This window comes from Aliidiomarina sp., assembly GCF_022565475.1.
Lineage (GTDB): Bacteria > Pseudomonadota > Gammaproteobacteria > Enterobacterales > Alteromonadaceae > Aliidiomarina.
This window is the reverse complement of the sequence record NZ_JAIUMR010000002.1, coordinates 71,723-94,361: the sequence shown is the minus strand read 5'-3', so window position 1 is coordinate 94,361 and position 22,639 is coordinate 71,723. Positions and strand designations below refer to the sequence as shown.

Below are 22,639 nucleotides of genomic sequence, written 5' to 3'. Positions count from 1 at the left end.
AGTTACTTGGAATCATTAAAACATATCTCAGCGTACATGTGTACGCTTAAATATCAAGTTTTTGCTACAGATTTGATGCGGCTTGATTTTCTTCGAGTAGAAAGCTCTATTCTTGCGACAAGACAAGAGCCGACGAGTTCAGACGGCTCTTGTTTAACGTTAATCGTAGTTGTTGTCGATGTAATTCAGTTTTTTCATAAAGTTTTCAGCATCACGCTCAGACTCATAATCCAGATGATAAGTGTTATGAAACCCAGTCCACAGTTTCACGCGCTGGCCTTCTAAATAGACGGTATAACCATCATGATCGGTGTAGGCCGTTATCCCTTCCAGCACGTGACGCTCATCCACCACTTCACCGTGATCGATAATTTTCTCATACACCGAAAGTACGGTGCGAATGCTTAATTCATTTTTCATAGCGCCTCCTCAATGTACTGCGAGTGTCTTCAGTTATGGCACTAAGTTGTTAGTTTCGCAAGAAAAACGCCAGCTATATTTGCTGGCGTTGGTTTTCCTTGCTGTCCTTAAACAGGCCGATTCCGGCGTTTCTTCACGGTCCGCGCTAAAGCGCGCTTCTCTATCCATTGATAAAACACAGGGACAAAGAAAATGGACACAAACGTCGCCACCAGCATACCACCGACCACGGTGACGCCGACGGCTTGTCGTGCTGCGGCGCCAGCACCGGACGTAAACACTAAGGGTAACGCCCCCAAAATAAACGCTAGGGACGTCATCAGAATGGGCCGGAAGCGCTGACGGCACGCGGTTAGTGTGGAGGCCACCACACTCATGCCACGCTTTCGATTGATCACAGCGAACTCAACAATGAGAATCGCGTTCTTCGCCGACAAGCCAATTAATACCAGTAAGCCAACTTGGAAGTAGATATTGTTCTGTAAGCCGGTAAGCCAAGTCGCGGCTACGGCACCAAACACGGCAAATGGAATTGCTGTCAGCACCGCGATCGGCAAGGTCCAACGTTCGTATTGCGCGGCTAGCAACAGGAAGACCATCAGAATAGCGAAGCCAAACGCGAGCCCAGCGGCATTGCCGGAGGAGCGCTCCTGCTGTGACGCACCGGTCCAGAACAGTTGATAGTCTTGGTCGGCACTTACGAGTTCATTGACCACTGCTTCAAACGCCAGCATGGCTTGGCCACTGGAATAACCCGGTGCAGGGTCGGCCAGCAGTCGCGCCGCTGGGCGGTTATTATAGCGATGCACTTCGTCAGGCCCGGTGGTGCGTTCAACGCGAACCACTGCATTCAACGGGATCATGTCGCCGCTGCCAGCACGGACGAACACATCGGCGAGATTATGCGGCCCCTCACGATAAGAGGACTCCGCCATCATATACACTCGCCATGCCCGCCCAAGGTAATTAAAGTCATTAATATTCTGGCGACCAAAGGTTGCACGCATTGCCGCGAAGATCTGGTCGATGGGTACACCGATCGATTTCGCCCGCTCACGATCCACATAGGCCGTATAACGGGGAATGTCGAGATTCAAGGTGGTGCGTACGTTCTGTAATTCAGGACGCTCGTTCGCTTTATCAATCACCGTGGTCAGACGTGCGACTAAGTTTTCCGTGTCGCCGTCCATGATTGCGACGAGATAGGCTTCCAAACCACCTGTGGTCGAAATCCCAGAAATGGGTGGTGGATTAAACGCACTGATATTTGCTTGCGCATGCGCTTGACCGGCTTCATTGACCTGAGTCGCGAACGCTTGCGCACTATTGCGACGCAGGTTGCGGTCGTCCCAATGGTCCAAGGTGACGAAACTTGCACCAACATTAGGTTTGCGACCGCCATTGACCATGTCGTAGCCCATAAAGGTCAGGGTATTAGCCACACCGGTCATGTCGCGCAACTCAGCATTCCAATCTAAAGAAAATTCGCTTGTCCGATCGAGCGACGCGCCTTCCGGTAAACGATGTGAGACCAACACATAACCTTGGTCTTCATCGGGTACTAACCCACCTGGAAGGATTGAGAATGCGCCCCACGCTGACAACACGATGGCGACAAACACTGCGCTCGCCATGGCGGTGCGTTTCAACATAAAACGCACACCATCGGTATAACGTTGCGTCATGCGGTCGAAGAACACATTAAATTTTTGCAGCAACAGTGGCGGCTTTGCGGGTTTCTCTTGCAGAATCTGCGCGCACAAAGCCGGCGACAAGGTGAGTGCGACAAAACCAGACAAAATGACCGACACCGCAATGGTCAAGGCAAACTGCTGGTACATCACACCGGCTAAACCACCCAAGAACGCGACCGGAATAAACACGGCAGCCAAGACCAAGACCATGGTGACAATCGGTGTCGAAACCTCTTTCATGGCTTCAATGGCGGCCTCTTTCGCCGTTAAACCACGTTCTTTGATGAGTCGCTCCACATTTTCCAAAACGACAATGGCATCATCAACGACGATACCGATGGCCAGGACCATGGCTAACAGGGTCAGTAAGTTAACAGAGAAGCCGAAAACAAACATACCGGCAAAAGCACCGATTAATGCCACCGGAATCGACAGCAGTGGGATTAATGCGGCCCGCCAGCGCTGTAAGAATAAGTAAATCACCGCCATGACTAAGATCAGTGCTTGGAACAGGGTGAAAACCACCTGTTGAATTGACACTTTGACAAAGTCGGTGGTGTCAAACGAAATCGAGTAATCCACGCCAGTCGGGAAGCTTTGACTCATCCGCGCCATAACGCGGTCAACTTCTTCGGAAACTTCTAAGGCATTCGCGCCGGGGCGTAAGAAAATCCCCATCGGCACCACGGTTTCGCCATTTTGCACGGCGTCAAAGTCATAGTTACTGGCACCGAGCTCAACCCGCGCCACATCGCGCAAGCGCACGACTGAGCCACCTGGATCGCTGCGCAGAATAATCTCTTCAAACTGCTCAACACTAGAAAAGCGACCTTCAGTTCCAATCGGTAAGGTCAGCTCTTGCGGGTTATTCGGGTTAGGTGCGTCACCAAAACGTCCTGCGGCAAACATGGCGTTTTGTTCACGTACCGCGCTGCTCACATCCGCCGGTGTAAGGCCATAATCTGCCAGTTGATCAGGACGCAACCAAATCCGCATCGAATAAGTTTTCGAACCAAAGAAAGTAACTTGCGCCACGCCATTAATCCGGCTCAATTCATCTTGTACGGTCAAGGTTGCGTAGTTGTTCAGGAATAACGAATCGCGACTGCCGTCGGGTGAGCTTAACGAAACGATTTTTAGAATCGCACTGGACTGTTTACGAATCTGCACGCCATTGCGTTGCACTTCTTCTGGCAAACGTGAATACGCGCGCTGAACTTGCGCTTCGACGTCAATCGCGGCTTGGTCGACATCGGTACCGACGTCAAAGACCACAGTAATGCTAACGCCGCCGCTGTCATCTGCCGACGACGTCATGTAGAGCATGTTTTCAACACCATTAATGTACAGCTCTAACGGCGCAGCAACGGCCTGCGAAGCGGCTTCCGCCGTAGCACCCGAGTAACTGGCGCTGATCACCACTTGCGGTGGCACGATTTGTGGATACTGCTGGATGGGCAACATCCGTAATGACATCAGGCCCGCGATCACAATCAGAATGGATAACACTGATGCGAGCACTGGCCGTTCGATAAACGTCCGTGCAATCATTCAGTAATCTCCACGTTAACCTGGGTTCCTGGCTGTAACATTGACAAACCCTCGACAATCACACGATCGCCACTGGCGAGACCTTGCTCAATCAGCTGCTCATTACCGACCCGAACCCCAAGTGTGACTTCTCGAACCTGCACGATATTCTGGTTATCGACGATATAAACAATCGATTGACGTCCGGACTGGATAATCGCCCGTTGCGGCACGGTAATCGCATACGGCACTTCGATATTGGGTAACTGCACGCGCACCCACTGGCCGGGTAACAACGTCATGTCCGGATTTGGAATCACCGCACGCGCTTCAATGCTGCCGCTTTCGCGATCGACAATCCGACTGACATAATCAATATAGCCGGCAACTGGATGCTCACGACCATCGGAAAAACGCAAGCTTGCTTCAGGTCCCTGTTCAGCGCCCGCTTCCGGAGTGGTCACGGCGACTTGTTGAAGTAAGTAACGAGCGGCGATGTCGCTCTCATTAACGTTGAAATGAACATAAATCGGGTCAAGACCGACGATGGTTGCCAACGCATCGTTTTCACGAATTAAGTTACCCGCAGAAATCGACTCACGACTGGCCACGCCACTAATCGGCGCTTTAATTTCGGTGTAGCTCATGCGCAACTTCATTTCTTCCAGGGTTGCTTTCGCTGACACCACATCCGCTTCTGCAGACTCGAGGCGAGATTGCGTTTGGTCACGTTCACGCGCACTAATCGCACCGTCAACAAAAAGGTTTTCGACTCGCGCCCAGTCCCGGCGCGCTTCATTATAAATGGCTTCGGCACTGGTCACTTCGGCCTGCGCTTTTTGCAGCTCCACTTCATACGGAGCACGTTCGATAGAGAACATGACCGTGCCTTTCTCGAGAAACTGGCCTTCGTTAAAGTGACGCTGCTCAAGCACACCGCCCACTCGGGCGCGAACTTCGGCAACCATGGAGCCTTCGGTACGTGCGCCGAACGAACGTTCAAGTTGAATGGTTTGCGCTGTGACCTCAGTCACGAGCACGCGATGACGCGGTCCCTCTGGGGCATTCTCATCCAGTGCCGCGTTGGAATCCGAGCACGCGCTTAACAGCATTGCTGCAGCCAACACCGTGGCCGGTGCGAGCAATGCTTTCACGTTGTGCTTCGCAATATGAATCGGTTGTATGCGCATAGGGCCTCCGCATGTGTATCTTTACGATTGTAAAGAGTACTTGGTTATTTTCCCATCGGCAGGTGCATTTACATTTACTTTACTGCACTGAAAGGAGGAGTTAGGGGCCCAATGACAAGTTTAGACTTTTGGATTCTCGTCGTCCTCAGTGCGTTCTTTCCCTTGCGACTGACTCCACGAACCGCGATGAGGATGACGCATCCCCGATTGTTGCTGGAATTTGCGGTGCGTTAAAATGAACGCATGGATAATCGCCGCCACCCATAAAACCGGCCCAGCCGCGTATGCGCCTGGATAATTTCCTGTTCCCGCGACTTTTAGTAAATACAAAGCGACCAAGAACAATAACAGACTTAGGTACATTTGTTTGCGGGCACCAGAAAGGAAAACCGCGACCGGTGGCAGCACCACCGCTAATAGGTAAGGCATAAAAATTCCCACTTGTTGTTTGATTTTTCGGGTCAGGCATAAGCATGGCGCAAGATTGCCGCGCTGGCAAGAACTGCTGCATTCCGGCTCCGAGCCAGAATGCAAAACAATTGCGGCTCCGAGCCGGAATTATAAACTATTGATATTAATAGGGTATTGTATTTCCATCCCAGAAGTAAAAGGCGCCGCTGTGTTCCGGGCTGAGGTTAGCTACGACATCAAGGATGCGGGTCGCGGACAGCTCTGCGCTGTAAAGCTTGTCTGCAGGCAGTCGTTGTTGGAACGGCTTGGATAGTTCTGTATCTGTGGTGCCGGGATGAATCACGGCCAGTGTGAGCTGTTTATGGGTACGCTTAAATTCGATGGCGGCAGTCTTGAAGAGCATATTCAAGGCCGCTTTCGACGCCCGGTACCCGTACCAGCCGCCGAGGTGGTTGTCGCTGATGCTGCCCACTTTGGCACCGAGCTGAACAAAATACGTGGCTGTTTGTTTCGCCCACAGTGGTTTCACGTATTGTAGCAACATGGCGGGTAACGTTGCGTTGGTAAAAAAATAGGCTTGTAGTTGTTCAGCGGAAAGTTGTTCAATGCGGCGTTCGGGCTGCCAGTCTTGGCCGTCGGCGGTGTGGCGATGCAGCCAGCCGATGGTGGAAATAACGCCCGTCAAAGCCAAGCCTTGTTGCTGCCAATCGGCACACACTTGCTGATAGGCGCTGAGGGTACTCGCATCATTCTCTGCATGGGCGAGCGTATACCAATGAACGCGCTCGTCGATGTCGCTTGCCGAGCCGACCTCAGGCCTCGACTGCCGGCTCACCGCCAGCACTTCCAGCGCCGGATCGCGGCGCAGCAACTCGCGAATTAAGGCTCGACCGAGTCCTCCTCCGGCACCAAAAACGGCAACCAGATGTCTTCTCGTTTTTTGTTGCGCGACCGCTCCATTACCCATTCAAATAACCACTCTAAGGACATATCACACGCTCAGCACTTGGTCAGTTGAATCTGCAGCAGACGACTTTTTCGCACCGAAATAGTCCCAAGCCTTCTCGTGGAAGAAGTATGCAACGGTATTTACGGCCGGCTCAATTAAAGCGATCAGTCCACCCAGCACCCAGCTTCCTGTCAGCAAATAAGTGACCGTGAAGGCCACGGCAAAATGCACAACAGCGAAAGTAAATGTCTTTTTCATTTCGTTCTCTCCTCAGCGAGTTTCTGCACTACAAGCGCGTTCGCAGTTGAATAAACGATAATGATTCTCAACTAAACTTGCCAGCGAGGAAAATCGATTGCGGCAAACGGAGTGTTCGAAAATTGAGCTATGCAGTTAAACCTGCAAACTGAAGGTGACGGGGCCGTCATTAACAAGGTGCACTTGCATGTCCGCAGCAAAGCGGCCGGTCGCCACCGGCACGCCCTCTGCCACTAACGCTTGGCAAAATACTTCGTAAAGATGTTCAGCAAGTGCGGGCGTGCCTGCAGAGGAAAAGCTCGGCCGACGGCCTTTGCGCGTATCTGCGGCTAACGTGAATTGCGACACCACCAACACCGAGCCGGCCACGTCGCGCACATCGAGGTTCATTTTATCCTCGCTGTCGGCAAAAATCCGATAGCTCGCAATCCGTTTGGCGAGTTGTTGGGCTTTCCCTTCGTTGTCGTCGCGCTCGACCCCAAGCAAGACCAAAATACCCTGTTCTATGGCACCAACGGTTTCGCCAGTCACCTCAACGCGGGCGGAACGCACCCGCTGAATTAGACCTATCATGTTAAAACCTATTTATGAATTTACTTTGACGTCTTTCTCGAGTTCTTCCGGTGGAATTTCTTCCGATTCATTGTCAAAGAACTCTTCAATCGACACGCTCAACTCAGCGCCAATCAGAATGATGTTCCACGACAGATAAATCCACACAATTAAAATTGGGATGGTCGCCATCGCGCCATATATAAGCTCGTACGATGGGAAATACTGGAGATACAGAGCGAAGCCACGTTTCGCTAACTCGAACAATAAAGCCGCTACGGCGGCGCCCCAAATTGCGTGGCGAAAGCGCACGACCTTATTCGGAACCATAACGTACAGCAGCATGAACGCCATCAAGCTCATGAAAAACGGAAACATGGCTAACATGGTATTGCGGATACCACCCACATATTCGTCGGCAAACGCGGTAACTGAGAGTAAATAGGAACTTAGACCAATACCGGAGCCGACTAACAGTGGGCCAAGAGTAATCACCATCCAATAGATGGCTAAGCTGATGATCAGGCGCCGCTTGTTGTGCGTTCGCCATATCGTATTCATGGCCTTGTCGATCGCATTGATCATCATGATGGCGACGACAAACAGGAACACGGCACCAATCGCAGTCATTTGATTTGCGTTACCAACGAAACGATTTAAGTATTCTTGAATAGCCTCGCCACTGGTCGGAATGAGATTGGCCAAAATGGCTTCTTCAACACTTCGACGCATCTCTTCGAACATGGGAAACGCAGCAAACATGGCAAAAATAACCGCCACCAAGGGTACGAGAGACAATAAACTGACGTAGGTCAAATGACCGGCCATGATGTTGATTCGGTCTTGAGCGCAGCGTTGGATAAAGTGCTTGAGAAACTTGACGGCGCATTGAAGCTGCCCAGGCAGACGTTGCTTGATGCCGTGCCAATCAATGTTTTTAAACGCTGCGAGTGGTTTCATAAGCTCCTGACCGATTCACTTTTCATTCAGCCATTGTGGCAGTAGTCACAGATTACGACAAGTCGTACAGGATGTCACATGGTCGTCACTTGCTTCTCCGCGCTTGCTGATTTAACCTCGTTGGTCTTGTCATTAACTGAATGGACACTATGAGCTATCAGGTCATCACGCCCGCAACTGAGCAACAATGGGAAGCGTATTACAATTTACGCTGGGAAGTCTTGCGTAAGCCGTTTCATCGTCCCCGTGGCTCAGAAAAGGATGCCTATGACCAAGTTGCTGAACATCGGATGCTGGTCGACGACAGCGGGCATTTAATTGGTGTTGGTCGTCTCCATTTTAATAGTGCCGAAGAAGCCCAAATTCGTTTCATGGTCGTCCACCCAGACTATCAAGCGGAAGGGCATGGTGTCACCTTGGTTCATGATCTTGAGTTATTGGCGCGCAAACAAGGTGCAACGCGAATGATTATTCGTTCACGCGACACCACCTTAGGCTTTTATTTGAAATGCGGCTATGAAATCAAAGAAGAAGCCAACACAGTCGATAATCCAATGGCTGAGCACCAATTGGTGAAACCATTAAACCCTGTTAATCACATTGTGTACCGACCAAGTTGGTGTCAGGAACTACAAAAAACTTGGCACAACGAAATCCCGGTGTCGAAAGCCATGGCGATTCAAATCTTCCAATACACCGGCCGTAGTATCGAGTTACGGGCGCCGTTAGCGCGGAATATTAATGTACACGGTACGATGTTTGCGGGCAGTATCTACACGCTGGCAACCTTGTGTGGTTGGGGTTTGATTCAGTTACAACAGCGCGAACGTGATGTCAGCGGCAGTATTGTCTTGGCCGAAGGTAGTATTCAGTATTTAAAACCGATTTTGCACGAACCACGCGCGCAAGTGGCCATGAAAGACGTCAGTGGCACCTTTGCCCCGTTAGAGCAAGGCAAAAACGCTCATTTGTCGCTGGAAGTTCAGGTTCTCGACGGTGACGAGTTAGGTGCCGTATTCAATGGGCGCTACGTCATACTGGCAAAAAGGGAAGCGACTTAATGGCTTCCCTTTTTGCGGTAAAGTTCCCTATGTGCGGCACAGGGCGCGCGTTAGCTCACCCGTAATTCAGTCAGTTCGGTCAATTTAGCTTCACGAATTAAGCCATAAATCGCTGCAATATCTGGCGCGAAATAACGGTCTTCGTCATAAAAGGCAACTCGCTCCCGCACCAAACCATGCACTTGCTCGAGCAACGTCGACGACTTTAACGGCCGACGGAAATCGACCCCTTGAGCAGCACCGAGTAGTTCAATGGCAATGATGTTGGCGACGTTTTCAGCGATATCCTGCAATCGACGTGCGGCAAACGTAGCCATCGACACATGATCTTCTTGGTTTGCCGACGTTGGCAAGCTGTCGATCGACGCCGGATGCGCTAACGTCTTATTCTCGGAAGCAAGTGCTGCGGCCGTCACCTGAGCTAACATAAAGCCTGAGTTTACACCGCCATTGTCGACCAAGAACGGTGGCAAGTTACTCAAATGTTTATCGACCAATAAAGCAATGCGACGCTCGGATAAGGAGCCGACTTCAGAAACCGCAATCGCCAAGACATCCGCCGCCATCGCCACCGGCTCAGCGTGGAAGTTACCGCCCGAGAGAATATCGTTGTCGTCAGGGAAAACTAATGGATTGTCGGTGACGCCATTGGCTTCTCGCGCTAACACCTCACTGGCATAGCCGATTTGGTCCCAAATTGCGCCCATGACTTGCGGCTGGCAACGCAAACTGTACGGGTCTTGTACCTTGCCACAGTTCGTATGCGAGTCACCAATTTCACTCGTATCCTGCAAGACACGCCGCAATTCTGCCGCGACTTTTTCTTGCCCCGGCTGACCACGAACCGCGTGAATACGGGCGTCAAATGGCGTCCGCGAACCAAGCGCCGCTTCCACCGTCATCGCTCCCGCTAATGTCGCTGCAGCAAACACATCTTCAATCGCGAGCAGTCCATGCAGTGCTAATGCCGTCGACGCTTGGGTACCATTGAGTAACGCCAGGCCTTCTTTCGGCGCCAGTTCAATCGGCTCCAACCCCAGGGTTGCCAAGGCTTCGCGTGAGGGCATACGCTGACCTTTGAGGCTCACTTCGCCTTCGCCCAGCAATGGCAACACCATATGCGCCAGCGGCGCCAAATCACCACAGGCACCCACCGAGCCCTTCTCCGGAACACACGGATAAGCTTCATGGTTGACCAACGCGATTAAGAACTTGATCACCTCCGGTCGCACACCAGAAAATCCGCGCGCCAAGGAGTTAATTTTCAAGACCAACATGAGGCGAACGATATTGTCGCTCATCATTTTGCCCACGCCAGCAGCATGCGAAAGCACGATTCGGCGTTGCAAGTCGGCTAATTGCTCGGGTGCAATTCGAGTACTCGCTAACAGTCCGAAACCGGTGTTGATACCATACACCACTCGACCTTCGGCGAGCACGTCCGCGACTGTTTTTGCGGCTCGTGCGACATCGTCATACGCAGATTTTGGTAACGACAGTTGCACTGCTTCACGGTCGATGCGACGGATTTGCGCCAAACTCAGTTGGCCCGGTTGCAGTTCTAATTGAAATGCCATAATGGATAATTCCTAAATGCTTCGCTTGCAATAAAACGCTGAAATCACCAGCGCCGATTGAATTTATCGTGCCAACATGGGCAAATCGAGTTGACTCTCGGCCGCCGCTTGTTGGGCAATGTCATACCCTGCATCCGCATGACGCATGACGCCCGTGCCCGGATCGTTCCAGAGCACCCGACCGAGTCGTTGTGCTGCTTCGTCCGTACCATCGGCGACAATCACCACACCTGAATGCTGTGAATAGCCCATGCCAACGCCGCCACCATGATGCAACGACACCCAGGTAGCGCCACCTGCGGTATTCAGCAGGGCATTTAACAACGGCCAGTCCGAAACCGCATCGGAACCATCAAGCATGGATTCTGTTTCTCGGTTCGGACTTGCGACTGAACCTGAGTCCAAATGATCGCGACCAATCACGATCGGTGCTTTGAGTTCGCCATTTTTAACCATTTCATTAAATGCTAAACCCAAACGATGGCGGTCTTTCAGGCCGACCCAACAAATTCGCGCCGGTAAGCCTTGAAAGGCGATACGCTCGCGTGCCATGTCGAGCCAATTATGTAAATGCGGGTCGTCGGGAATGAGCTCTTTTACTTTTTGATCGGTTTTGTAGATATCCTCTGGATCGCCGGACAAGGCTACCCAGCGAAACGGACCAATCCCCTGGCAGAACAATGGGCGAATATACGCTGGAACGAACCCCGGAAAATCGAAGGCATTGGTGACACCCACGTCCTTTGCCATCTGCCGGATGTTATTGCCGTAGTCGAGCACCGCTGCACCACGATTCTGGAATTCAAGCATGGCCTGCACTTGCACCGCCATCGACTGCTTCGCGGCCTCCACCACTTCATGTGGTGCACTTTCCCGCTTAGCCGCAGCTTCCGCCATGGTCCAGCCTTGTGGCAAGTAACCATTGAGCGGATCATGTGCCGAGGTTTGGTCAGTGACCACATCGGGGGTGACGCCACGTTGCACGAGTTCTGCATAGACATCGGCGGCATTGGCTAATAGCCCTACCGACACCGCTCGGCCTTCTTGTTTGGCGCGCTCAAGACGCGCCAAAGCGTCGTCTAAATCGGTTGCTTTCTCGTCCACGTAACGGGTGCGTAAGCGGAAATCGATACGACTTTCATCGACCTCACAGGCCAGCATACTGAAGCCGGCCATGGTCGCAGCCAACGGTTGTGCACCACCCATACCACCAAGACCACCGGTTAAGACCCATTTACCACTAGCGTCACCGCCAAAGTGTTGACGGGCAACGGCGCCGAAAGTTTCGTAGGTTCCCTGCACGATGCCTTGCGAGCCAATGTAAATCCAAGACCCAGCGGTCATTTGGCCATACATCATCAAGCCTTTTTTATCGAGCTCGTTAAAGTGCTCCCAGTTCGCCCACTCGGGCACTAAATTGGAATTTGCAATCAAGACGCGTGGTGCATCGGCGTGGGTCGGAAAGACACCAACCGGCTTACCACTTTGGACGAGTAAGGTTTGGTTGTCTTCGAGGCGGTCCAGCACCTCAACAATTTTGTCAAAGCATTCCCAACTGCGTGCGGCGCGGCCAATACCGCCATAGACCACTAACCCTTGCGGGTGCTCCGCCACGTCAGGGTCTAAATTATTCATTAGCATTCGTTTGGCGGCTTCGGTTTGCCAGCTTTTTGCTGTTTTCTCACTACCGGTCGCTGCACGAACGACTCGACTTTCGTCAATACGGGTAAAACTCATGATGATCTCTCCAATCCTGGATATTAATCGTGATCGTGGCGACGTGTGGTTTTGAACGTCATGTGCCCGCCAAGGCGGAAACGACTGCCTGGGTGCGTCAATGTCGCTTGACTAACGACACCGTCACGGCAGCTGGTACGGCGTTGAATTTGCAGACACGGTTCCGGCTCAGCCTGACCCAACCACTCGATTTGCTCACGAGTTGGCATAACCGCTTCGATCAAATGGCTCGCTTCGGTCAATGGCGTGACTTCACACAAATATTCATGCGGGGTCAAACTGGTAAAGTCTTGATCCAGATAATCCGGAACCAACAATGGATTGACGTGGCGATCTTCAACTTGTACGGCTTGGCCATTTTCATAATGGGTAATCACCGAGCGCAATAATTCAGTGTCGGCAGGAACCTGTAACGCGGTCGCTAACGCTGCTGAAGCGGGGACTCGCTCAAGCACTTGGACAACCGCATGATGGCGGTGACCACGCAGTTCGATCTCGTCACGAATATTACGGATAGTGAGCAATGCCGATTGTGACTTCAACGGGGCGACGAAGGTACCCGAACCGCGGTTGCGCGTGACCAAGCCTTCGTCCGAGAGTTCTTGCAAAGCCCGACGCGCAGTCATGCGACTCACGTTGAATTGCTGCGCAAGCACGTTCTCCGAGCTGACCGGGTGATATTCAGGCCATTCCCCGGACTCAATTTTGCGGTAGATAAACTCTTTGATGTGGGCAAATTTAGCCATCGTCTTACCTTGTTTGCACCTTGGTTATACCTTGGTAATACCGTGGTAATACCTTGAGTAATTTTAAAAGCTTGCTATGATATGTTGTATATACATTAGCAAAGCTTACTTTCAAAAAGCAATCTTTTTCGCTTTCTGTCTGTACCTAAAAGGGTAAACCTATGACCGCTACCGTTATTCATTCCGTGCAGGCTGCTTGCATGACCAGCGCAGATCTAGGCCTGATCGCAGACGCTGCTGTCGTGTTCGCCAACGGTCGTATTCAATGGGTCGGGCCAACGCAATCGTTACCCAGCGAATATGCCGAGGCAGAGCACATCGACGGCGGTGGTCGTTTGCTTACACCTGCACTGACAGATTGCCATACGCACTTGGTTTGGGCGGGATCGCGTGCGGGTGAGTTTCGTCAGCGCCTGCACGGCGCCAGCTATGCTGAAATAGCCGCGCAAGGCGGTGGCATTCTGAGTACCGTCAAAGCGACCCGTGCTGCTTCGGCGGACACTCTTTTGGCATTAAGCCTGCCGCGCGCACAAACACTCATGGCACAAGGTGTTGCGCACATTGAGATTAAATCCGGCTATGGCCTGAGTCTGGACGATGAGCTGAAGCAACTGCGCGTTGCGCGGGAAATTGGCCAGCAACTGCCGTTAAAAGTGAGCACCACATTGTTAGCTGCGCATGCATTACCCCCCGAATTTAAAGACAATGCGGACGGTTATATCGATCACATTATTAACGCTATCCTGCCAGCGGCGGTCGCCGAAGATTTAGTCGATGCCGTGGATGTGTTTTGTGAAAACATCGGTTTTTCTCGTGCACAAACTGAGCGTGTCTTTCAAGCCGCCAAACACCATGGCTTACCCGTTAAACTACATGCCGAACAACTCAGTGATCAAGACGGAGCCGCATTAGTTGCAGCCTATGATGGCCTGTCAGCGGACCACCTCGAGTACTTGTCAACAAGCGGAATCGACGCCATGGCCGCAGCGGGTTCGGTGGCGGTGTTGTTACCCGGTGCCTTCTACTTTTTACGGGAAACTAAATTACCACCGATTCAGGCGTTACGTGACGCCGGCGTTCCGATTGCCATCGCAACCGACGCAAATCCGGGCTCGTCACCCTTTGTTCAATTACCACTGATGATGCACTTTGCCTGCACCTTGTGGCAGCTCACACCCGAAGAAGCATGGTTGGGCGTCACCCGTAATGCCGCACGCGCGCTTGGCGATCACGACCAAGGCACACTCGCCATCGGTCAGCGTGCGGATCTCGCCCTGTGGAATTTAACTGCGCCCGAAGAAATCACTTACCAGTTTGGTGGCAACCCTCTACAATCACTGTGGGTTGCGGGAAAGCAGGTAAGTGAGCACTAATTCACTAAGAATCTGACCGGTTGCGCGAGTTCCTGCTTCAAGGCCTGCGGGATGACACGACGGCGCTGCTTCAGCAAGGTGTAAGTAGCGAACTTGTGGCAGCGCTGCCAGTTCACGAACGAAGGTGCAGGCATCGTCAAAGCCAATGCCAGTAAAGTTCAGCGCACTTGCCGGTGCTTGCATGATGACATCAACATCGAGCTCTATCCCGAATGGTATTCCCCATTCAACCACGTCACGGACGACGGAGGGCATCACCTTACGCATACTCAGCTGCTGCACTTGTTGCGCGCGGATATAGTTGAAACCCGCTTGCTGCAGTTGGTCGAGAGTCGTTTTGGAGTTTTTCGCTTCATGCAAGCCAACCACATGATAATGCGCTAACACCCCTTGTTCATGGGCGTAACTAAAACCATTCCCACTATGGCGACCTTCAAGTGGACGAAAGTCCGAATGCGGATCAAGATTGACCGCAGCTACCGCCTCTTCCTGCGTTGCGGCTAAACTCTGTAACAGTGGTAAAGCATTATTATGGCCACCGCCTATCAAGATGACTTCAAAGCCCGCCGCAATCAATGTCGTCACCGCTGAGGCAACTCGCGAGTCAAGTTCGGCACAGAGATCACGCAAGTGTTGCAGATCTTCAGACTGCTGCGGGTCTAATGATTCACTGCGCATTTGTAAGTCACTACACGCAACCGATCCGGCTAAGAACAAATGTTCGAGCGGTAAACGCCCAGAGTCTTGTAGGTTTAAGAATTGCTGCAGAAAGGCTTGCCAACCTAACTCGGCGCCACCGCGTCCCAGATTTGCCCGTGGGCCAATCGATTCTGGTACACCGAGAATCGCGATCGGGCGCACAGCCGACTCAGTCTCTGCATAAGCTTGCTGTATTTCAAGCAATTCAGACTCAGCCAAAGACGACAACACCCGAATGGTTTCACCTATTCGTGTTTCGCCCCGACGTTTTTGTAAAAAATTGGCAACCTCAAGAGGTTGCCAATGTTGATTCAAATGCCGCATAGACGTACTTCGTTTATTCGATGTCGAGCGGCTCCGGTGACAAAATCACACCGGTACTGTCCGCATAAATATGATCTTCCGGCAAGAAGGTCACGCCACCAAAATTCACCGCGATATCCACTTCTCCGATACCTTCAGCAGGCGCACCGACCGGGATAGACGCGATAGCTTGAACACCGATATCTAGGTCTTCGAGCGCGTCAACGTCACGGACACAGCCGTAACAAATTATACCTTCCCAATCATTCTCAAACGCTAATTCAGCGATGCCGATGTCAATCAGCGCGCGACGTAATGAGCCGCCACCGTCAACCAATAAGACTTTGCCCGCCCCTGGTTGCTCAAGCGCTTGTTCAATTAAGCCCTTGTCTTCGTGGCACTTCACGGTCACCACCTGGCCTCCAAACGACGTGCGGCCGCCATAATTGACGAACATGGGTTCAACCACATCGACCTGATCGGCATATAAATCGCATAGTTCCGAGGTGTTATATTCCATGACTCTTGCTCCTGCGCAATTTGGAATGAATAAAGCACGAATAAGCCTAGAGTATAAACCTTTCCGCTACGGTGAGAAAGGTTAACGCTCAATTCAGTGCAAATAGGATTGAGCGATGAAAAGACTTGAAGCGAAACAATTATTTACCGCATACTGGAAAAAAATAACCACGGATGTCGCCATCATGTCAGGCAAGTACCGCTACTTTGACCGCAGGGCACCATTAAATCGCCGCCTCTCCACCCGGTTGCTGGCGCGAATTGCTTTATGGTCGCTCGCAGTGGTCGTGATTGTTGCAACCGTCGGTTTTTACATTGCTTATGAACAGGAGAAGGCAAGCCAAAAGTCCCTTCTCATTAATCAGGTTCGCTTTCAAATTGAGCATGAGACTGACAAAATCCGTCTGGCCGTCGACACGGCTGAAAAGCTTCGTCAGGCATTTTTGACACGCTATCAACTGTTTAGTGACTACAGTGAGCTTGCTGCTCATTTTGACCAATGGTACGTGGAAACAGAGCCCGGTGTATTCCGCCTGCATCAGGATTTTTTTGAAGGGATATTGGTCGATCAGACCTATTATCAACATGTGAACACCTTCGTCGGCCCCGGTGAGCGGCCTATTCCTGACGAATTAAAAGCACGGATTGTCATTAGTCAGCAAGTTTTGAATGATTTAGGCCCAGCATGGGACGGTGTTTGGGCGAATAGCCATTTTTCCATGCCGGAAAATATTATTTCGAGCTATTCCTCGGAATTTGCTTGGGGATTATTAGCCGCTGCTGACTTGGTGATCACCGATTACAATGTGGTCAAGTCGACGCTACAAGAATTTAACCCGCAACGGCAAGCGATTTGGACCGGTCTCTACTATGACTTATCGGCCGATTACTGGACCATTACCTATCAGTTACCCATTGACTTCGATGGCCGCCATTTAGCCAATGCCAGCCATGACATTCCGTTGAATACCTTGGTATCGGGACTCGTCCGCTCAGAACATCCGGAAAGTCAGTATTTTGTCTTTAACGAAGAAGGCCAGTTAGTTGCGTCCGAAGAGTCGCTAAGCGACAACTATCAAGATGCTGGCATTCTCGACATTCATAAACTCACCAACCCTATCTACGCTGAAATCTATCAGCAATTAGCGCCTGTGTTTGCTGAACGCGCACCAGTCGTGCTGCCGAATGCGATTGAGGGGCAGCTCCTAATCGCTCAACCTTTAGAGGTTGCCGACTGGTGGCATGTCACCCTTTATCCGTATGCAGAAATTCAACGCGCAGCGTTACTCACACCATTACAGGTCAGTTTTTCAGCCATTATCTTGCTGTTAGTGATTCTTTTCATCGTTTACGTTTTCGTTAGCCGCTACGTCGCTGATCCGATTCAGCGACTCGCTAAACTGTCCGAACTCATTGGTGCGAAGCAATATGAAAAGGTCATTCAAAGTCGCTTGTTACATGAAGACATTCGCAGCGAGATCGGCCAGCTCATTCGTGCCTTTCGAGCTATGGCGCAGCGCCTGTTAGAAAACCAGAATAATTTGGAAGGACTGGTTGAAGAGCGCACGAAACAGCTTGAACAAACCAATAGTAAACTCGCGCAGGCGAATAAAAAGCTCGACCAAATCGCTCATTTAGACGGTTTGACCAATCTGTGGAATCGCCGTGCCTTTGACCGCGATTTGCAACTCGCTTTGCAGCAAAACGAACCCATAACCTATGCACTTCTGCTCGGTGATATCGACCAATTTAAAGCGTATAACGACCAGTATGGCCACCTCGCTGGCGATGACGCCTTGCGCCAAGTAGCCAAAATTCTAACGGACCATTGTACCGGTACCGTTTATCGCTATGGTGGCGAGGAGATTGCCATATTGATTCCGGTTACCGATATCCACGAGGCTGAAAAGCTTGCGCGTCTTCTCTGTGAAAACGTCGCCAGCCTCAGTCTCGAGCACATTGGCTCGCCTTCAGGTGTCCTCACCATCAGCTTTGGTGTTGTCTTGCTCGACGTGACCTTGAGTGACCATGAAAATTTAAATCGCGTCGACAAGCTGATGTACCAAGCAAAACGTGGCGGTGGTAATCAGGCGTGTCGTTGAGAACGTTAACGGCTATAAACAAGCAGCCAAAATGGCTGCTTTTTAGACGAACAGTTGGCTTAAAGAATGAATCGGCTCAAGTCTTCGTCTTCAGCGAGTTCATTCAGGTGCGCATTGACGTAATCACGGTCAATCGTCAGCTGTGAGCCTTCCATATCCGAAGCTTTGAATGAGACTTCTTCCATCAAGCGTTCAAGCACCGTATGCAAGCGACGCGCGCCAATGTTTTCGGTTTTTTCATTCACTTGCCAAGCAATTTCAGCAATACGACGAATACCATTTTCGGTAAAGCTCACCTCAACACCTTCGGTGGCCATTAATGCTGAATACTGCACGGTTAACGACGCACTAGGTTCGGTCAGAATACGTACGAAGTCTTCCGTCGTCAGCGCTTTCAGGTTCACCCGAATAGGCAAACGACCCTGCAATTCAGGAATCAAGTCGGACGGCTTAGCAACCTGAAACGCGCCCGAAGCAATAAACAAGATATGATCGGTTTTGACCATGCCATGCTTCGTGCTCACGGTCGTGCCCTCGACCAGCGGCAGTAAATCACGTTGCACGCCTTCACGCGATACATCTGGTCCACTGCTCTCGCCGCGCTTACAAATTTTGTCGATCTCATCGAGGAAGACGATACCGTTCTGTTCAACCGAGTGAATCGCCTTTTCTTTGATTTCTTCCGGATTAATCATTTTCGCAGCCTCTTCTTCAATTAGCTGCTTAAACGCGTCTTTGATTTTCAGCTTACGCTTTTTCGTTTTGCCACTACCCATGTTCTGAAACATGTTCTGCAGCTGCGACGTCATTTCTTCCATACCTGGGGGGGCCATAATTTCAACACCCATCGCTGGCATTGAAATTTCGATTTCGATCTCTTTATCGTCTAACTTTCCTTCGCGGAGCTTTTTCCGAAAGACCTGACGCGTTGTTTGCGATTCGTCATCCTGCTGTGGTTCATCACCCCATGTCCGCTTCGGCTTCGGCAGCAGCGTATCGAGAATCCGCTCTTCCGCAGCATCTTCCGCACGATGGCGCATTCTCGCCATTTCTTGCTCACGCATCATTTTGAATGCAGTGTCAGTCAAATCACGAATAATTGAGTCAACTTCTTTACCGACATAACCCACTTCGGTGAACTTAGTCGCTTCAATTTTAATAAATGGCGCATTCGCAAGCTTGGCCAGACGACGTGCAATTTCGGTTTTACCGACACCAGTTGGACCGATCATGAGGATATTTTTCGGTGTCACTTCCTGACGTAATTCGTCGTCGAGCTGCATCCGCCGCCAGCGATTCCGAAGCGCCACTGCAACCGCACGTTTGGCATCTTGTTGGCCAATAATATGACGATTCAATTCGTCGACAATTTCCCGAGGGGTCATAGTAGACATGCTTACTCCTTGGTTACAGCAGGCTCGGCATCAAGCACTTCAATCGTTTGGAATCTGTTGGTAAAGACACAAATGTCACCGGCAATGGTGAGTGCTTTTTCAACAATGGTCGGGGCATCTAAGTCGGTATTTTCAAGCAGCGCGCGCGCGGCACTTTGGGCAAATGCGCCACCAGAGCCAATCGCTATTAAATCGTTTTCCGGCTGCACGACATCACCGTTACCGGTAATGATCAGCGACGTTGTTTTGTCGGCAACGGCCAGTAAGGCTTCTAGTTTGCGTAGCATGCGGTCGGTACGCCAGTCTTTGGCAAGTTCGACGGCGGCCTTGGTGAGGTGACCTTGATGTTGTTCCAGCTTGGACTCAAAGCGCTCAAACAGCGTAAATGCGTCGGCAGTACCACCGGCAAAGCCAGCCAGAACCTTGCCATGATAAAGGTGCCGCACTTTCTTGGCGTTGCCCTTCATCACGGTGTTACCTAATGAAACTTGACCGTCGCCGCCAATAGCGACTTTGTCGCCGCGACGCACTGAAACGATTGTGGTCATATTCTATCCTCTCTATCGGTTATACACGCTAGATGAGGATGAGACGGCGGAAATTCAAGTGTAAACGTACTGAAGCACTAAAAAATTAGCAGGTTAATCGAGGTTCCACAGCCAAATCTGACAACCGTAAATACCGGAACGCTGCAATTGATTGTTAACCCGTTGCGCTGCGCGTAAATTTTCGAATGGCCCCAAAATTACCCGATACCAGCGGCCATTGCTCCCCGTTGACTCACGTACTTGTGACTCAAATCCGTGCATGGCAATGCGCGCGCGTAAATTGTCGGCATCGGAGAACTGCCGGAAAGACCCGCATTGCATCAAACGACGGCGGGATTCGGCGGTTTCTGGAACCTCAACTTCGACTTGCTTTTGTTCAAGTTCAGAGATGTAACCCCAACGCTCAGCGGGAATTTCAGGCAGCGGATCAAGGTCTGGCGCAGTGACTGTCGGCGCGGGCATCTCGCTGGTCACTGCATCTTCAACCGCAGGAATCCGTTCCTCGCCACCATTACGCAAGAACCATAAAAAGGCGGTGAACACAGCGATGACAAGCACGACTAAAACGACAACTTTAACCGGCGCTGGTTGTTGTTGGCTGGCACTTTTACGTACCGCCCCACCGCGCTTCGCTGGCTTGCGTGCACCCGGCTTACTGCCGCGTTTTTTGTTCTTTGGATTGCCGCGCTTTGCGTAATCAACCGCCATAACTGATTCTTACATCCGCTCTAATGTTGGAATACCTAACAAACCTAAACCCGTTTCAAGAATGCGCGCAGTTAATGCTGCCAGCTTTAACCGACTCATTTTTAAGGCTTCATCTTCACTGTTCAAAATTGGGCAAGCTTCGTAGAACGATGAAAACGCACCAGCAAGTTCAAACAAGTAACCACAAAGGAAATGTGGCATGCCTTTGTTGCCGACGGACGCAATGATTTCTGGGAACTGGGCAAGTTTACCCGCTAATGCTTCGTCTTGCTCCGTGGCTAAAACGAACTCGGCTTGAATGTCACTCGGCGCCAAACCTGCTTTCTGGAACAAACTGTTTACCCGGGTATTTGCATACAATAAGTAAGGTGCCGTGTTGCCTTCAAAACTCAGCATCGTGTCCCAATCAAACACATAGTCTGACGTACGGTTCTTGGAAAGGTCCGCATATTTCACTGACGAGATGCCAACGACTTCGGCAACGCGCGCTTGGTCTTCAGCACTCAAATCGGTGTTTTTACTTGCGATTAGTTCAGCAGCACGACGTTCTGACTCATCGAGTAAGTCTGCCAGTTTCGTCACACCGCCATCACGGCTCTTGTAGGGCCGACCGTCTTTGCCAAGTACCATGCCAAAACCTAAATGCTCGAGACTGACGCTCTCGTCGGCATAGCCAGCTTTGCGGCTGAGTGTGAAAATTTGCTGGAAATGGAGCGATTGCCGCGCGTCGACGACGTAAATGACGCGATCGGCTTGCAATGCCCCGGTACGATACCGCACCGCCGCAAGATCCGTCGTTGCATACAAGAAGCCGCCATCTTTCTTTTGCACAATAATCGGCAAAGGCTCGTCTTCTTTGCCTTTGAACTCGTCTAAAAAGACACACTGAGCGCCTTGGTCTTCAACCAATAAGCCTTTCTCACGCAAGTCAGCCACAACTTGGTGAAGATCATCGTTGTACGCGGACTCGGCCATCACATCGTCACGCACTAACTGCACACCCAAGCGGTCATAGACTTCTTGGCAATGCGCCAGTGAGGTATGAATAAATTGCTGCCAAAGTTTTTGGCAATGCGCATCGCCACCTTGCAGCTTGACCACAAGACTACGTGCACGATCGGCAAAACCGTCTTCGTCGTCAAAACGCTTTTTCGCCGCTTTGTAGAAGGTTTCTAAATCCGATAACGCAAATTCCGGACTGTCACCGTCTTGAATTTGGTCTTCCATATGCGCCAACAGCATGCCGAATTGCGTGCCCCAGTCACCGACGTGGTTTTGACGAATCACTCGATGCCCTTGTAGGCTCAAGGTTCGAGCCACCGCATCGCCAATAATCGTCGAACGTAAGTGACCCACATGCATTTCTTTGGCGAGATTCGGTGATGAATAATCAATAACGACGGTTTGCGGTTGCTCAGCAGCGATCACGCCACAACGCTCATCAGCCCAGGCTTGCTCAAGTTGAGCAATGAGCTGAGCTTGGTTAAGAGTAAAATTAATAAAACCTGGACCGGCAATTTCTGCTTTCGCGATCACTGAGTTTGCTGGGATGGCTTGAATAATCGCTTCCGCCAGCGCACGCGGGTTCTGTTTCGCCGGTTTAGCCAGCATCATCGCGAGATTGGTTGCAAAATCACCGTGACTTTTGTCGCGCGGACGATCAAGCTGCACGCGGGGTTCAACCTCGGCGGGCAGGGTACCGTCTGATTTTAAGGCGTCAACGGCGCTTTGTAATAACTCTTCAATCTGCTGCTTCATTCGCTTTGCTAACCTTTCCGTTTATGCTGGATGATGTGACTCGTGGCTTCAATTCTCTGGGCATCGCGCCCAAGCTGTTCCGACCGGCTAGTTTAATCGCTTGCCGCTGTAAAAAAAACAGCTGAATACCCCTATCTTACTATTTTTCCG

General features: G+C 51.2%; 20 protein-coding genes. 3 read left to right on the top strand and 17 right to left on the bottom strand.

Annotated features, from left to right (window positions below):
• Window positions 1–159: 159 nt before the first annotated feature.
• The 8 genes from LAT77_RS02195 to LAT77_RS02160 all read right to left on the bottom strand — a co-directional run bounded on the left by LAT77_RS02195 (window position 160) and on the right by LAT77_RS02160 (window position 7,964).
• Complete coding sequence (locus tag LAT77_RS02195) at window positions 160–420, bottom strand: DUF3081 family protein (protein ID WP_290562910.1); 261 nt, start codon at window positions 418–420, stop codon at window positions 160–162.
• A 107-nt stretch (window positions 421–527) separates the two neighbouring features.
• On the bottom strand, window positions 528–3,665 hold the full coding sequence (locus tag LAT77_RS02190) for an efflux RND transporter permease subunit (RefSeq protein ID WP_290562909.1): 3,138 nt from the start codon (window positions 3,663–3,665) through the stop codon (window positions 528–530).
• Window positions 3,662–4,834, bottom strand: coding sequence for an efflux RND transporter periplasmic adaptor subunit (locus LAT77_RS02185; RefSeq protein WP_290562908.1), 1,173 nt, complete (start codon window positions 4,832–4,834; stop codon window positions 3,662–3,664). Before LAT77_RS02185 ends, LAT77_RS02190 begins: the two co-directional genes overlap by 4 nt.
• Window positions 4,835–4,954: 120 nt before the next feature.
• A complete protein-coding gene (locus LAT77_RS02180) occupies window positions 4,955–5,263 on the bottom strand; it encodes a YqaE/Pmp3 family membrane protein (protein WP_290562907.1) in 309 nt (102 codons plus the stop codon).
• Between the two features lie 145 nt (window positions 5,264–5,408).
• Window positions 5,409–6,212 (bottom strand): SDR family NAD(P)-dependent oxidoreductase, encoded by an 804-nt coding sequence (locus tag LAT77_RS02175; protein WP_290562906.1) that lies wholly within the window; start codon window positions 6,210–6,212, stop codon window positions 5,409–5,411.
• Window positions 6,213–6,236: 24 nt separating this feature from the next.
• Window positions 6,237–6,452 (bottom strand): DUF2061 domain-containing protein, encoded by a 216-nt coding sequence (locus LAT77_RS02170; RefSeq protein WP_290562905.1) that lies wholly within the window; start codon window positions 6,450–6,452, stop codon window positions 6,237–6,239.
• Between the two features lie 135 nt (window positions 6,453–6,587).
• Window positions 6,588–7,025 (bottom strand): D-aminoacyl-tRNA deacylase, encoded by a 438-nt coding sequence (gene dtd / locus LAT77_RS02165; RefSeq protein ID WP_290562904.1) that lies wholly within the window; start codon window positions 7,023–7,025, stop codon window positions 6,588–6,590.
• Between the two features lie 12 nt (window positions 7,026–7,037).
• Window positions 7,038–7,964, bottom strand: a complete 927-nt coding sequence (locus tag LAT77_RS02160; RefSeq protein ID WP_290562903.1) for a virulence factor BrkB family protein — start codon at window positions 7,962–7,964, stop codon at window positions 7,038–7,040.
• A gap of 149 nt (window positions 7,965–8,113) precedes the next feature.
• On the opposite strand from LAT77_RS02160, the gene LAT77_RS02155 reads away from it, so the two are divergent.
• Window positions 8,114–9,025, top strand: coding sequence for a bifunctional GNAT family N-acetyltransferase/hotdog fold thioesterase (locus LAT77_RS02155; protein ID WP_290562902.1), 912 nt, complete (start codon window positions 8,114–8,116; stop codon window positions 9,023–9,025).
• A gap of 50 nt (window positions 9,026–9,075) precedes the next feature.
• Here LAT77_RS02155 and hutH read toward each other — a convergent pair whose 3' ends face one another.
• The 3 genes from hutH to hutC form a co-directional block, all read right to left on the bottom strand.
• Window positions 9,076–10,602, bottom strand: coding sequence for a histidine ammonia-lyase (hutH, locus tag LAT77_RS02150; protein ID WP_290562901.1), 1,527 nt, complete (start codon window positions 10,600–10,602; stop codon window positions 9,076–9,078).
• Window positions 10,603–10,665: 63 nt separating this feature from the next.
• Window positions 10,666–12,339, bottom strand: coding sequence for a urocanate hydratase (hutU, locus tag LAT77_RS02145; RefSeq protein ID WP_290562900.1), 1,674 nt, complete (start codon window positions 12,337–12,339; stop codon window positions 10,666–10,668).
• Between the two features lie 23 nt (window positions 12,340–12,362).
• Window positions 12,363–13,085 carry a histidine utilization repressor gene (gene hutC / locus LAT77_RS02140; protein ID WP_290562899.1) on the bottom strand — a complete coding sequence of 241 codons (723 nt, stop codon included), beginning with the start codon at window positions 13,083–13,085 and terminating at the stop codon, window positions 12,363–12,365.
• Window positions 13,086–13,246: 161 nt separating this feature from the next.
• On the opposite strand from hutC, the gene hutI reads away from it, so the two are divergent.
• The gene (gene hutI / locus LAT77_RS02135; protein ID WP_290562898.1) at window positions 13,247–14,458 is read left to right on the top strand and encodes an imidazolonepropionase; all 1,212 of its coding nucleotides are present in this window, start codon (window positions 13,247–13,249) and stop codon (window positions 14,456–14,458) included.
• Here hutI and LAT77_RS02130 read toward each other — a convergent pair.
• Together LAT77_RS02130 and rraA are read right to left on the bottom strand one after the other, a co-directional pair.
• Window positions 14,420–15,481, bottom strand: a complete 1,062-nt coding sequence (locus LAT77_RS02130; RefSeq protein ID WP_290562897.1) for a formimidoylglutamase — start codon at window positions 15,479–15,481, stop codon at window positions 14,420–14,422. The genes hutI and LAT77_RS02130 overlap by 39 nt on opposite strands.
• 13 nt (window positions 15,482–15,494) lie before the next feature.
• Complete coding sequence (gene rraA, locus LAT77_RS02125) at window positions 15,495–15,980, bottom strand: ribonuclease E activity regulator RraA (protein ID WP_290562896.1); 486 nt, start codon at window positions 15,978–15,980, stop codon at window positions 15,495–15,497.
• A 115-nt stretch (window positions 15,981–16,095) separates the two neighbouring features.
• Here rraA and LAT77_RS02120 point away from each other — a divergent pair, with 115 nt between their 5' ends.
• Window positions 16,096–18,081, top strand: coding sequence for a GGDEF domain-containing protein (locus LAT77_RS02120; protein ID WP_290562895.1), 1,986 nt, complete (start codon window positions 16,096–16,098; stop codon window positions 18,079–18,081).
• Window positions 18,082–18,140: 59 nt separating this feature from the next.
• Here LAT77_RS02120 and hslU read toward each other — a convergent pair whose 3' ends face one another.
• The 4 genes from hslU to argS form a co-directional block, all read right to left on the bottom strand.
• The gene (gene hslU / locus LAT77_RS02115) at window positions 18,141–19,475 is read right to left on the bottom strand and encodes an HslU--HslV peptidase ATPase subunit (RefSeq protein WP_290562894.1); all 1,335 of its coding nucleotides are present in this window, start codon (window positions 19,473–19,475) and stop codon (window positions 18,141–18,143) included.
• Between the two features lie 2 nt (window positions 19,476–19,477).
• On the bottom strand, window positions 19,478–20,023 hold the full coding sequence (hslV, locus tag LAT77_RS02110) for an ATP-dependent protease subunit HslV (RefSeq protein ID WP_290562893.1): 546 nt from the start codon (window positions 20,021–20,023) through the stop codon (window positions 19,478–19,480).
• A 93-nt stretch (window positions 20,024–20,116) separates the two neighbouring features.
• The gene (locus LAT77_RS02105) at window positions 20,117–20,731 is read right to left on the bottom strand and encodes an SPOR domain-containing protein (RefSeq protein ID WP_290562892.1); all 615 of its coding nucleotides are present in this window, start codon (window positions 20,729–20,731) and stop codon (window positions 20,117–20,119) included.
• A gap of 9 nt (window positions 20,732–20,740) precedes the next feature.
• Complete coding sequence (argS, locus tag LAT77_RS02100) at window positions 20,741–22,489, bottom strand: arginine--tRNA ligase (RefSeq protein ID WP_290562891.1); 1,749 nt, start codon at window positions 22,487–22,489, stop codon at window positions 20,741–20,743.
• Window positions 22,490–22,639: the final 150 nt, after the last annotated feature.